Here is a 12,524-nt window from a genome sequence, read left to right as displayed (position 1 = left end):
TTGTAGCATTAGCCGATATCAGTGCAATTAATACAACGACGCAGGCCCCATAGACCGGGGCCTGTGGCTTATTGTCGCACTACAAACTTCAGATCGCTTGGCGCGTCCATCGGCAGTTTTTGCACGGTTTTGCCCAGCAGACCGGTCTTGGCATCGCGTTCGACGACGACAATCTGGTTGCTCTTCTGGTTGGCAATCAAGACGAATTTACCGCTCGGATCAAGGGCAAACTCGCGCGGGTGATCACCTTCGACCGAGCGCTTTTGCAGCTCTTTGAGCTGACCGGTCGCAGGATCAATGCCGAACACTACGAGCTGATTGGCCGTGCCGCGATTGCTCACGTAGAGAAACTTGCCGTCAGCCGAAGCATGCAGCGCCGCGCCGGCCTTGTCCGAGGTTGGCTGGCCCGCCGCGAGATCGACCAGTTGCGTCTGGGTCAGCACGCCGTCCTTGTAGTCGAACACCGCAACCTGTGCACTCATCTCCATGGTCAGCCAGGCGTGTTTGCCATCAGCGCTGAACAGCAGATGACGCGGGCCACTACCGGCCGGCAAGGCTACCGAGGCGGTTTTCGCCGGGGTTAGCGGCAAGTGCGGGTTGGCCTTCGGGTCGTACTGATAGATGAAAACCTTGTCCGCGCCCAAATCATTGGAGAACACATAGCGCCCGTCCGGCGAAGACACCGTCGAGTGCACATGATTGGAAGCCTGACGCTCAGGATTGACCCGGCTGGCCGGGTGGCCGCTCATCTGCACCACCGGTTTCAGCTGGCCGTCGGCATCGACCGGCAATACCGCCAGGGTGCCGCCCGGGTCTTCCATCACCGAATAGTTGCTGACGAACAGGTGTTTGGCATCAGCGCTGAGGCTGGAATGGGTCGGCTCGTTGCCCAGGCTCTGCACCTGATTGATCAGGCTCAGCGCGTGGGTCTTCGGGTCGATGGCGAAGCTGCTGACGCGGCCGACCGGGTCAGTCTGGCCCGGGCCGTTTTCGTTGACCACGAACAGGCGTTTCTGGTCTTTCGAGAGGGTCAGCCACGAAGGGTTTTCGGTCTTGACCACTTGCAGTGGCTTGGCGTCGATCTGGCCGGTGGCGCTGTCGAACTGCATGCGGTAGATGCCCTGGCTGGAACCGGCGGTGTATGAGCCGACCAGCAATTGCAGGGTTTCGGCAGAGGCGCTGGAAAGCCCCATCGCGCCGACGCTGCCGGCCATCAGCAAAGGCCAGAAGTTACGCATCTTCATTATTGTCATCCTCATCGTCGCTGCTGCTGACTACGTCGCCGAGGCACACCAGACGATGCTCGCCCGTGGTCTTGGTGTCGCTGGCGTAACCGACGATCAGCCAGCTCTGCAGCGTCTCATCGAACGTCGCCGCCGCGACCTGCGCCGGGGTGAATTCCCAGTGTTTGGCTTCACGGCCATCGATGCATTCGATGTGCAGGTTATCGTCCTCGTCGAGGGCGAATTCGAAGGCGTGCAGGCCATCGATTTCGACCATACCGCAGTGTTCGAGGGCGTTGAGAAGGGTTTGGGCAGTCATGGCAAACAGTCTTTCTAGGGGGAAAGGGCCAATGATAGCCCAATGTGATCCAGAGGCCCCTGCTGGAACCTCTGTGGGAGCGAGCCTGCTCTTGAAGGCGGTGTGCCAGCTGATCGTTCCCACGCTCTGCGTGGGAATGCCTCTAGGGACGCTCCGCGTTCCAATGGGACGCAGAGCGTCCCGGGCTGCATTCCCACGCGGAGCGTGGGAACGATCAACTGGCTGATATTCCGCGTTCGCGAGCAGGCTCGCTCCCACAGGGGACATCGGCTTGGCTTTAGATCGCCTCACGCGATGGCTTGCCATCCACCAAACGCTGAATCCGAAGTGGGTTGGCGTTTTTCAGTGGCTCGGGCAGCAAGCTGTCCGGGTAGTTCTGGAAGCACACCGGGCGCAAAAAGCGATCGATCGCCAGCGTGCCGACCGACGTACCGCGCGCATCGGACGTCGCCGGGTATGGCCCGCCATGCACCATCGAATCGCACACTTCGACACCGGTCGGATAACCATTGAGCAGGATGCGCCCGACTTTCTGTTCCAGCAGCGGCGTCAGCTCGGCGAATTGCTCGAAGTCCGACGGCTCACCAATGATCGTCGCGGTCAATTGACCGTGCAGGCCGTGCAGCGCCGCGCTCAGTTGTGCCTGATCGGCCACTTCGACGATCACCGTGGTCGGGCCGAACACTTCTTCCTGCAGCACTTCGTCACCGTTGATCAACAGGCTGACATCGGCCTTGAACAACTGCGGCTGCGCCTGATTGCCCTGCTGCGGATTACCGGCCAGATGCTCAATGCCGCTGTGCGCCAGGAGTTTTTCCAGGCCTTTGCCATAGCTGCCGAGGGTGCCGGCGTTGAGCATGGTTTGCGCCGGTTGATCACAGATTGCAGCGGCGACTTGCTGGACAAACGCGCTGAACTGCGGCGAGCGAATACCGATGACCAGACCCGGGTTGGTGCAGAACTGACCGCAACCCTGAACCACCGAAGCGGTGAGGTCACGCGCAACGGTTTCCGAACGCGTGGCCAGTGCCTGCGGCAGCACGATCACCGGGTTGATGCTCGACATCTCTGCGAACACCGGGATCGGTTGCGGACGTGCGGCTGCCATGTCGCACAGGGCGCGACCGCCTTTCAGCGAGCCGGTGAAACCAACGGCCTGAATCGCCGGATGCTTGACCAGCCATTCACCGACGCCGCCACCGTAGATCATGTTGAACACGCCGGCGGGCATACCGGTTTTTTCTGCGGCACGAATGATCGCGTCGGCGACCAGTTCAGCGGTGGCCATGTGGCCGCTGTGGGCCTTGAACACCACCGGGCAACCGGCGGCCAGCGCTGCTGCGGTATCGCCACCGGCAGTGGAGAACGCCAGCGGGAAGTTGCTCGCGCCGAATACCGCGACCGGGCCGAGGCCGATGCGGTACTGACGCAGATCCGGACGTGGCAGCGGCTGGCGATCCGGCAATGCCTGATCGATCCGTGCGCCGTAGAAATCACCGCGACGCAGGACTTTGGCGAACAGACGCATCTGCCCGCTGGTGCGACCGCGCTCGCCCTGAATGCGTCCGGCCGGCAGCGCGGTTTCGCGGCAGACCACGGCAACGAAGTCGTCGCCAAGCGCATCGAGTTCATCGGCGACTGCGTCGAGGAACTGCGCGCGACGTTCGGCGCTGAGGCTGCGATAGGTAGGGTAAGCCGCAGCGGCGGCTTTGGCGGCGGCGTCGACTTCTTCGGCCGTGGCCTGAATGAAATCGTGCGGCAGGACCTCGCCAGTGCTGGCGTCGACCGAGTGCAGTTTGACGCTGCCGGCGGCGCTGCGCTGACCGCCGATGTAGTTGTGACCGAGAATCTGAGTCATGGGATCTCCTTAAAGGGTGCCGATGCTGTCCGGTTCAAAAGCCGCTTTGACCGGTGCGATACCGTTGACCAGCGCAGCGCCGAAGTCGGCCTGGCTAATCTCGAACGTGTCGCCCGACTGGGTGCGGATGCCGTCGGCAAACGACAGGGTCGCAGTGCCGAAAAAGTGAATATGCACGTCGCCCGGACGCAGGAACTGACTGTATTTGAAGTGGTGGTACTCGAGGTTCGCCAGGCTGTGGCACATGTTGGCCTCGCCACTGAGGAACTCGTTCTGCCAGAGCACTTCGCCGTCACGCAGGATTCGGCTGGTGCCGGCAAGGTGTTGAGGCAATTCACCGGTACGAAGTTCCGGGCCATAACTGCAACTGCGCAATTTCGAGTGCGCCAGGTACAGGTAATTCTTGCGTTCCATGACGTGGTCGGAGAACTCGTTACCGACGGCGAAACCGAGGCGATACGGCTTGCCATCGTTGCCGATGACGTACAGGCCGGCCATCTCCGGCTCTTCGCCAGCGTCTTCGGCGAACGGCGGCAGCGGGAACGCCTGCCCCGGACGCACGACAATGCTGCCGTCGCCCTTGTAGAACCACTCTGGTTGCACGCCGGCCTGCCCCGCCACTGGTTTACCGCCCTCCACGCCCCATTTGAAAATGCGCATGGTGTCGGTCATCGCCGCTTCATCGCCGGCCTGCTGGTGCATCTTGTCCCGCGCCGAAGCGCTGCCCAGATGGGTCAGACCAGTACCGCTGACCAGCATGTGAGCCGGGTCCGGGTGATCCAGTGGCGGCAGGATGCGCAGGTCTTTGAGCAATTGCGCGTAGTCGTGGCTGGCGCCGAGGCCGAGGCTTTGTACTTGCTGCTCAAGGGAGCTGCCGGCTTCGATTGCAGCCAGGGCCAGATCACGGACACTGCGGGCGTCCTCGACTTCGCGGACCTGACCGTTGTCGACCACGCCGACCCGGCGCTCGCCGTTGGGTAATTCGAATTGAACCAGATGCATATGTCCTCTCCTTTATCCAAAATTCCGAAACACCGCAAAACCCTGTGGGAGCTGGCTTGCCAGCGATAGCAACCTGTCTGACACATCAATGTTGGATGTGCCGCCGTCATCGCTGGCAAGCCAGCTCCCACAGGGGTGGTAATTGATCCATAGGTGTCAGGTTCGGGTCGCGCCACGGGCGCTGGCGGCGAACTGGTCGACGGGCAGCACATGCTTGCGCTCCAGCACGCGGTAGACGATGCCGGTCAGAATCAGCCCGAACACCATCACGCCCGAGAGGAAGTACAACCCCGAAGCCAGATTGCCGGTGTATTCCTTCAATGCGCCGATCACGAACGGCCCGATGTAACCGCCGAGGTTGCCGACCGAGTTGATCAAGGCAATCCCCGCCGCCGCACTCGCGCCAGCAAAGAAGCGTCCTGGCAAAGTCCAGAACACCGCCGTGCACGAGAACAACGCAAACGCCACCAGACACAGCGCCGCCAGTTGCGCTACCGGCAGCGACAGCCAGGCACTGAGGAACAGGCCCAGCGCACCGAGTACATAGAGCACCGCCAAGTGGCCGTAGCGATCGTTCAAACGGTCGGAGCTACGCGGAATAATCAGCAGGCCGATGATCCCGAAAATGTATGGCACCGAAGAGACGAAACCGGTGACCAGATCGCTGCCGCCGAACTGTTTGATCAACGTTGGCAGCCACAGGCCGAGGCCATAAATGCTCAGGGTCACCGGCAGATAGAACAGCGCCAGCAGCAACACGCGTTTGTCTTTCAGCGCATGCAGCGGATTGCCGTGACGGGTCTGGCCATACTCCTGCAAGTCCTTTTTCAGTTCGCCGGTCAGCCAGTCTTTTTCCGCCTGATCCATCCACTTCACTTGCTGCGGGCCGTCCGGCAGCCAGCGCAGGACCGGCCAGGTCAGCAGGATCGCCGGGGTGCCGATGACAATGAACAGCCACTGCCAGCCATGCAGGCCGAGGATGCCGTCCATGCCCAGCAAGCCACCGGACACGGGACCTGTGATCATCATCGCGATGGGTTGCGAGAGGATGAACAGGCCGAGGATCTTGCCGCGATGGCGCACCGGGAACCATTGGGTGATGTAGTACAGCACGCCGGGGAAGAAGCCCGCCTCGGCCGCGCCGAGCAAAAACCGCATCACATAGAAGCTGTGCGGCCCTTGCACGAAGGCCATGCCGATGGTGATCGCGCCCCAGGTGATCATGATCCGCGCGAACCAGCGCCGCGCGCCGAAGCGTTCGAGCATCAGGTTGCTGGGAATCTCTAGAAGAAAGTAGCCGATGAAAAACAGCCCGGCACCGAGGCCATAGGCGGCGTCGCCGATGCCGATGTCGGCGCCCATGTGCAGCTTGGCAAAGCCGACGGCGGAGCGATCCACATAGGCGATCAGGTACAGCAGGATCAGGAAGGGAATCAGTTTCAGTGTGATGCGCCGGACAAGCCGCAATTCCTGGCTCATGAGATCGGTCTCCGATTGTTGTTTTTATAGAACCTCGGGGGACGCCTCTCGCCAAAACAGCCAGGGCCATCCCTCCGTCGAAAACGACTATATAGTAATACTAATTACCCAACAACTCTTCCAAAGCGCGGATTTTGAGCTTAGATTAAGCGTTAGCTCGCAAACAATAGTCTTACAATAAGAGAATCGATCATGTCTGATAAGAAACCCACCCTGCGCTCCGCCCAATGGTTTGGCACGGCCGACAAGAACGGCTTCATGTACCGCAGCTGGATGAAGAATCAGGGCATCGCCGACCATCAGTTCCACGGCAAGCCGATCATCGGCATCTGCAATACCTGGTCGGAACTGACACCGTGCAACGCGCACTTCCGCCAGATCGCGGAGCACGTCAAACGCGGGGTGATCGAGGCCGGTGGTTTTCCGGTGGAATTCCCGGTGTTCTCCAATGGCGAATCGAACCTGCGCCCGACGGCCATGCTCACCCGCAACCTGGCGAGCATGGACGTTGAAGAAGCGATTCGCGGCAACCCGATCGACGGCGTAGTGCTGCTCACCGGTTGCGACAAAACCACTCCAGCACTGCTGATGGGCGCGGCCAGTTGCGACGTGCCGGCCATCGTCGTCACCGGCGGGCCGATGCTCAACGGCAAGCACAAAGGCAAGGACATCGGTTCCGGCACCGTGGTCTGGCAGCTCAGCGAACAGGTCAAGGCCGGCACCATCACCATCGACGACTTCCTCGCAGCCGAGGGCGGCATGTCGCGTTCGGCGGGCACCTGCAACACCATGGGCACCGCGTCGACCATGGCCTGCATGGCGGAAGCGCTGGGCACTTCGCTGCCGCACAACGCCGCGATTCCGGCTGTGGATGCACGCCGTTATGTGCTGGCGCACATGTCCGGCATGCGTGCGGTGGAGATGGTTCGCGAAGATTTGAAACTGTCGAAGATCCTCACCAAGGAAGCCTTCGAGAACGCTATTCGTGTCAACGCTGCCATCGGCGGTTCGACCAACGCCGTGATCCACTTGAAAGCCATCGCCGGGCGCATCGGCGTCGAGCTCGACCTGGACGACTGGACCCGCATCGGTCGCGGCATGCCGACCATCGTCGACCTGCAACCGTCCGGGCGTTTCCTGATGGAAGAGTTCTACTACGCCGGTGGTTTGCCAGCGGTGCTGCGTCGCCTCGGCGAAGCCAATCTGATCCCCAACCCGAACGCACTGACCGTCAATGGCAAGTCCATCGGCGAGAACACCAAGGACGCGCCGATCTACGGCGAAGACCAAGTGATCCGCACCCTCGACAATCCGATTCGCGCTGACGGTGGCATCTGCGTGTTGCGCGGCAATCTGGCGCCGCTGGGCGCGGTGCTCAAGCCGTCCGCCGCTAGCGCTGAACTGATGCAGCATCGCGGGCGTGCGGTGGTGTTCGAGAACTTCGACATGTACAAGGCGCGGATCAACGATCCGGAGCTGGACGTCGATAAAGATTCGATTCTGGTGATGAAAAACTGCGGGCCGAAGGGTTATCCGGGCATGGCTGAAGTCGGCAACATGGGCCTGCCGGCCAAGCTGTTGGCAGAAGGCGTGACCGACATGGTGCGCATTTCCGATGCACGCATGAGCGGCACCGCGTACGGCACGGTGGTTTTGCACGTCGCCCCGGAAGCCGCAGCCGGCGGGCCTTTGGCGGCAGTTAAGGAAGGCGACTGGATCGAGCTCGATTGCGCCAGCGGCCGTCTGCATCTGGACATTCCGGATGCTGAACTGGCCGCACGCATGGCCGACCTGCAAGCACCGCAGCAGTTGCTGGTGGGCGGTTATCGTCAGCTGTACATCGATCACGTGCTGCAGGCGGATCAGGGTTGCGACTTTGACTTCCTGGTGGGCTGCCGAGGTGCCGAGGTTCCGCGCCACTCTCATTGACACCCCACTGATCGTTCCCACGCTCCGCGTGGGAATGCAGCCTGGGACGCTCCGCGTCCCTTTCAGAGCTGGAACGCGGAGCGTCCCTTGAGGCATTCCCACGCAGAGCGTGGGAACGATCATTGCCTACCTCAAGATTGTGCCGTGCCTGCTATGATGCGCGGCATCTCCATCGCTCAGGATCGCGCCACTCCCCATGGATTACCGCAAACCTTCCGACCGTAAAAGCATGCACTCGCGCATCGTCCAGGAATTGGGCATGCAGATCGTCTCCGGACGCTTTTTGCCCGACGACAAACTGCCCGCCGAAGCCCTGCTTTGCGAAGAGTACGCGGTCAGTCGGCCGGTGTTGCGCGAGGCCACCCGAGTGCTGGTGGCCAAGGGGCTGGTGTATTCCAAACCGCGCGTCGGCACAGTGGTCAAGGCCCGCCGCGAATGGCACATGCTCGACCCGGACGTGCTGCACTGGCTGATGCAAAGCAGCCCGCAGAATGAATTCTTCAACGTGCTGACCAGTGTGCGCAGCATCATCGAACCGGCAGCGGCCGCCCTCGCCGCCCAGCATGCAACCGATGCCGACATCGCCGCGATCAACGAAGCCTACCAACGCATGGAAGCCGCGCCGACTCCGGAAGCGCTGTTGCAGCCGGACCTGGACTTCCACAGCCGCATCGCCGATGCCACGCACAATGACCTGCTGGCGAACCTGTGCAACATGTTGGCGGTAGCAATTGCCGAGGCGTTGAAGCATTCCAATCAGCGGCCGAATCTGCATGAACTGGCGTTGCCAAGACACAAGGCGATCCTGACCGCGATCGAGAACCGCGATGCTCTGGGTGCCCGGCATGCGACGCTGGTGCAGTTGGATGATGCGCGTAGTGCGTTGAGTGTGGTGCTTGGAGCTGAACTCACTTAGCGCTGAAGATCGGCCTGTGGGAGCGAGCCTGCTCGCGAAAGCGGTCTGCCTGTGACATTTGTGCTGTCTGACACTCTGCCTTCGCGAGCAGGCTCGCTCCCACAGGGAATCGGCACCTGGTTCAAAAATGAAAAAGCCGCAACCCCCAAAGGTTGCGGCTTTGTCGTTTCAGCCTTTCAGATCAGTGGGCAAACAGCGAATTGCCCTTCTGCCCCGCCAGCTTCTCAGGCTTGATCAGGAACTTCGCCAGCGCTGGCAGCAGCCACAGCGCGCCGAACATGTTCCACAGCAGCATGAAGGTCAGCATCAGGCCCATGTCGGCCTGGAACTTGATCGCCGAGAAGATCCAGGTGCACACGCCGATCGCCAGGCACAGGCCGGTGAACAGCACCGCTTTACCGGTGGACTTCAGGGTCTGGTAATAGGCTTCCTGCAACGGCAGCCCGGCACGCAGGAAACTTTCCAGGCGGCTGTAGATGTAGATGCCGTAGTCCACGCCGATCCCCACGCCCAACGCCACCACCGGCAGCGTCGCGACTTTCACGCCGATACCCATGAACGCCATCAGCGCGTTGCCGAGCACCGAGGTCAGCACCAGCGGTAGGACGATGCACAGGGTCGCTGCCCATGAGCGGAAGGTGATCATGCACATCACCGCCACGCAGATGTACACCAGGATCAGGATGGTCAGCTCAGCCTGTTTGATGACTTCGTTGGTGGCTGCTTCGATCCCGGCGTTACCGGCAGCGAGAATGAATTCCAGGCCATCCTTGTTGTTTTCCTTGGCAAACTCCTGCACCGCGTTGACCGCACGATCGAGGGTTTCGGCCTTGTGGTCGTTGAGGAAAACCAGCACTGGCGCCAGCGAGCAGCTGTTGTTGTACAGGCCATCGGCGCGGGCGATCGAGTTGTTCAGTACGTCCGGGTTGCGCGACAGGGTTTCCCATTTCAGGTTGCCCTCGTTCATGCCCTTGATCATCTGCTTGGACACGGTCACCAGCGAGATCGCCGACTGCACGCCCTCGGTATTCTGCATCTTCCACATCAGCTGATCGATCGGCGCCATGGCTTCGTAGCGCGAGCAGCCTTCAGCCTTGGTCTTGACCATCACCACCAGCACGTCGGAGCTGGTCGAGTAGTTGCTGATGATGAAGTTGTTGTCCTTGTTGTAACGCGAGTCCGGACGCAGTTCCGGCGCGCCCTGGTCGAGGTCGCCGATCTTCAGGTTCTGGCTGTACCAGAGGCCACCACCGAAGGCGATCAGCGCCAGCGCTACCGAAATCGGCGCAACTTTCGGGCTGGCGAAGTTCGACAGCAGGCGCCAGAACGGATGCTCGCGGTTGGCGTCCTTCTTGCTCTTGGCAATCGCGCGCTTGCTGATGCCGACATAGGAAATCGCCACCGGCAGCAGGATCAGGTTGGTGAACACGATCACCGCAACGCCGATGGACGCGCCGATCGCCAGTTCACGGATCACGCCGATGTCGATGATCAGCAGTGTGATGAAGCCCACCGCATCGGCCAGAATCGCGATCATCCCCGGCAGGAACAACTGGCGGAAGGTGCGCCGCGCAGCGGTCAGGGCGTTATCGGCCTCGCTGGATTGCAGGGCGATACCGTTGATTTTCTGCACGCCGTGGGAAATGCCGATGGCGAAAATCAGGAACGGCACCAGCATCGAATACGGGTCGAGCCCGAAGCCGAAGAAGTGCATCAACCCGAGTTGCCAGACCACCGCCACCAGCGTCGTGCTCAACACCGCGATGGTGCTGCGCAGGCAGTTGGTGAACCACAGCAGCAGGATCAGGGTGATGACGAAGGCGACACCGAAGAACAGCACCACCATCACCAGACCGTCGATCAGGTCGCCGACCTTCTTGGCGAAACCGACGATGTGGATCTTGATGTTGGGGTTCTGCGCTTCGAACTTGTTGCGGATCTTGTCTTCCAGCTCATGGGAGAACTGGCGATAGTCCAGCGCCAGCAACTTGCCCTGATCCTGCGGGTCCGGGTAGGCCTCCAGCAGCGGGATGTCGACGATGCTCGACTTGAAATCGTTGGCTACCAGACGCCCGACCTGGCCGGACTTGAGCACGTTGTTGCGCAGCAGATCGAGACTGTCTTGAGAGCCGTTGTAGCTCTGCGGAATCACTTCACCGCCGGCGAAACCCTCTTCGGTCACTTCGGTCCAGCGTACGCTCGGGCTCCACAGCGATTTGAGGCCGGAACGATCGACGCCGGAAATGTAGAACACTTCGTCGTTGATCTGGCGCAGGGTCTCCATGTACTCCTTGGAGAAGATATCGCCGTCGGTGGCTTCCACCGAAATACGCACGGTGTTGCCGAGGTTCGCCAGATCGTTGCGGTGTTCCATCATCTTTTCGATGAAGGGATGCTGCAGCGGGATCATTTTTTCAAAACTGGTCGACGGCCGGATCAGCGTGGCCTGCCAGAACAGGAAAATGCTCACCACCAGGCAGATCAGGATCACGGCCGGACGGTTGTTGAAGATCAAGCGTTCAAGAAACGTCGCCTTGTCTTGCTGAGGAGTGATCAAGGAAGTCATAGCCCCGCCTTCTTGTTATTGGTCTCGGCACCGTTTGGCAGGGTGATGTGCAAACCACCCTGCCCGGTCAGAATCAGGTTGCCGTTGCCGGCGGCGGTGACTGACGACAGCGAAATGCGATCCGGGCGGTTGAACACGCTGAAGCTCTCGCCATTGTCGCTGCTGCTGATCACCGAGCCGCCGTTGCCGACGATGACGATCGAGCCGTCTTCCAGCAGCGTGCCGCCAGACAGACCAAACTCCAGCGCACCGCGTGCAGCTTTGAGTTCGACCTGCTCCCAGGTGCTGCCGAAATCAGTGGAGCGATAAAGATTGCCGCGCAAGCCGTACGCCAGCAGGGTCTGCGGCTGCGCCGTGCCGATCACGCCGAACAGCGAACCTTCGTACGGGCCTTCAAGCTTTTCCCAGGTCTGGCCGTCATCGGCAGAGCGGAACATGCTGCCGGACTCGCCGACGATGAACAGCCCGGCGTCTTTCACGGCGGCGATGGCGTTGAGGTGGAACTGGTCTTCGTTGTCGAGGCGATCGCTGACGTCTTCCCAGTTTTTGCCGCCGTCGGTGGTTTCCAGCAGCGTGCCGTAGGCGCCCACGGCAAAGCCGCTGCTGGCGTCCTTGAACCAGACGTCGAGCAGCGGCGATTCGCGTGCGAGATCTTCGAATTGCTTGGTCCAGGTCAGACCGCCGTCTGCACTGGCGAGAATCTGTGCGTCGTGGCCCACGGCCCAGCCGTTTTTGTCATCGACGAAATACACGGCGGTGAGCAGTTGCCGGGTTGGCACCTTGGCCTGGGTCCAGGTTTTGCCCTGGTCATCGGAATAGACGATGTGCCCGCGATCGCCGACCGCGACCAGACGCGCGCCAGCGTGGACGACATCAAGAATCAGGCTTTTTGCGGCCTTGGCCGATTCTGTGGCATAGACCACATCAGCCGGGGCCTCGGCGGCAATCACAGGTGCCGATAACGTGGCAAAGCCCAGCAGCGAGAGTGCTGTGGCCAGCAACGCGGTGTTGCGTAACGCCGGCGGGCGGCAACGACTCATAGACCTTCCCCTATTTATTATTGTTGGGCCATCGGGCCTTCAAGGGCGCCGCAAGGGTGCTCGGCTACTGGCGTTTCAGAAGCATAGTCCTGAAACCCGCAATCCAGAGCCCCTTCGGAAGCTGGCTCATCCTATCGGGCTTTGCAAATGTCTGACAATCGGCGCCGCGTTATCTTTTGTTAACCGAAAGCG

General features: G+C 61.0%; 9 protein-coding genes. 2 read left to right on the top strand and 7 right to left on the bottom strand.

Annotation, left to right across the window (positions count from 1 at the left end):
- Positions 1-68: 68 nt before the first annotated feature.
- From BXA01_RS00610 to BXA01_RS00590, 5 genes are all read right to left on the bottom strand, one after another.
- A complete protein-coding gene (locus BXA01_RS00610; protein ID WP_076562527.1) occupies positions 69-1,244 on the bottom strand; it encodes a lactonase family protein in 1,176 nt (391 codons plus the stop codon).
- A complete protein-coding gene (locus BXA01_RS00605) occupies positions 1,231-1,542 on the bottom strand; it encodes a DUF5629 family protein (RefSeq protein WP_076562525.1) in 312 nt (103 codons plus the stop codon). The genes BXA01_RS00610 and BXA01_RS00605 overlap by 14 nt, the downstream gene beginning before the upstream one ends.
- A 277-nt stretch (positions 1,543-1,819) precedes the next feature.
- Positions 1,820-3,400, bottom strand: a complete 1,581-nt coding sequence (locus BXA01_RS00600; protein WP_076562522.1) for an aldehyde dehydrogenase (NADP(+)) — start codon at positions 3,398-3,400, stop codon at positions 1,820-1,822.
- A gap of 9 nt (positions 3,401-3,409) precedes the next feature.
- Positions 3,410-4,402 carry an AraD1 family protein gene (gene araD1 / locus BXA01_RS00595; protein WP_076562519.1) on the bottom strand — a complete coding sequence of 331 codons (993 nt, stop codon included), beginning with the start codon at positions 4,400-4,402 and terminating at the stop codon, positions 3,410-3,412.
- Positions 4,403-4,558: 156 nt separating this feature from the next.
- Positions 4,559-5,881 (bottom strand): MFS transporter, encoded by a 1,323-nt coding sequence (locus BXA01_RS00590; protein ID WP_024013183.1) that lies wholly within the window; start codon positions 5,879-5,881, stop codon positions 4,559-4,561.
- A gap of 192 nt (positions 5,882-6,073) precedes the next feature.
- On the opposite strand from BXA01_RS00590, the gene BXA01_RS00585 reads away from it, so the two are divergent.
- Positions 6,074-7,810, top strand: a complete 1,737-nt coding sequence (locus BXA01_RS00585) for an IlvD/Edd family dehydratase (protein WP_071172698.1) — start codon at positions 6,074-6,076, stop codon at positions 7,808-7,810.
- Positions 7,811-8,006: 196 nt separating this feature from the next.
- On the top strand, positions 8,007-8,726 hold the full coding sequence (locus BXA01_RS00580; RefSeq protein WP_016775009.1) for a FadR/GntR family transcriptional regulator: 720 nt from the start codon (positions 8,007-8,009) through the stop codon (positions 8,724-8,726).
- Between the two features lie 181 nt (positions 8,727-8,907).
- On the opposite strand, the gene BXA01_RS00575 is transcribed toward BXA01_RS00580, so the two are convergent.
- Both BXA01_RS00575 and BXA01_RS00570 read right to left on the bottom strand, forming a co-directional pair.
- Entirely contained in the window at positions 8,908-11,292 is a 2,385-nt protein-coding gene (locus BXA01_RS00575; RefSeq protein WP_076562517.1) for an efflux RND transporter permease subunit, read from the bottom strand.
- Positions 11,289-12,332 carry a WD40/YVTN/BNR-like repeat-containing protein gene (locus BXA01_RS00570; protein ID WP_076562516.1) on the bottom strand — a complete coding sequence of 348 codons (1,044 nt, stop codon included), beginning with the start codon at positions 12,330-12,332 and terminating at the stop codon, positions 11,289-11,291. Before BXA01_RS00570 ends, BXA01_RS00575 begins: the two co-directional genes overlap by 4 nt.
- Positions 12,333-12,524 lie beyond the last annotated feature (192 nt).

Source organism: Pseudomonas sp. B10 (assembly GCF_900156235.1).
In the GTDB taxonomy this organism is placed as follows: Bacteria; Pseudomonadota; Gammaproteobacteria; order Pseudomonadales; family Pseudomonadaceae; genus Aquipseudomonas; species Aquipseudomonas siliginis.
Note: the sequence above shows the minus strand (reverse complement) of the source record. Positions and strands in the feature narration are given on the sequence as shown.

Bases quoted from the DNA above. Each gene is read 5' to 3' on its own strand.
- BXA01_RS00575 (WP_076562517.1), bottom strand. From the start codon at position 11,292: ATGACTTCCTTGATCACTCCTCAGCAAGACAAGGCGACGTTTCTTGAA.
- BXA01_RS00590 (WP_024013183.1), bottom strand. From the start codon at position 5,881: ATGAGCCAGGAATTGCGGCTTGTCCGGCGCATCACACTGAAACTGATT.
- BXA01_RS00585 (WP_071172698.1), top strand. From the start codon at position 6,074: ATGTCTGATAAGAAACCCACCCTGCGCTCCGCCCAATGGTTTGGCACG.
- BXA01_RS00605 (WP_076562525.1), bottom strand. From the start codon at position 1,542: ATGACTGCCCAAACCCTTCTCAACGCCCTCGAACACTGCGGTATGGTC.
- BXA01_RS00610 (WP_076562527.1), bottom strand. From the start codon at position 1,244: ATGAAGATGCGTAACTTCTGGCCTTTGCTGATGGCCGGCAGCGTCGGC.
- BXA01_RS00570 (WP_076562516.1), bottom strand. From the start codon at position 12,332: ATGAGTCGTTGCCGCCCGCCGGCGTTACGCAACACCGCGTTGCTGGCC.
- araD1 (WP_076562519.1), bottom strand. From the start codon at position 4,402: ATGCATCTGGTTCAATTCGAATTACCCAACGGCGAGCGCCGGGTCGGC.
- BXA01_RS00580 (WP_016775009.1), top strand. From the start codon at position 8,007: ATGGATTACCGCAAACCTTCCGACCGTAAAAGCATGCACTCGCGCATC.
- BXA01_RS00600 (WP_076562522.1), bottom strand. From the start codon at position 3,400: ATGACTCAGATTCTCGGTCACAACTACATCGGCGGTCAGCGCAGCGCC.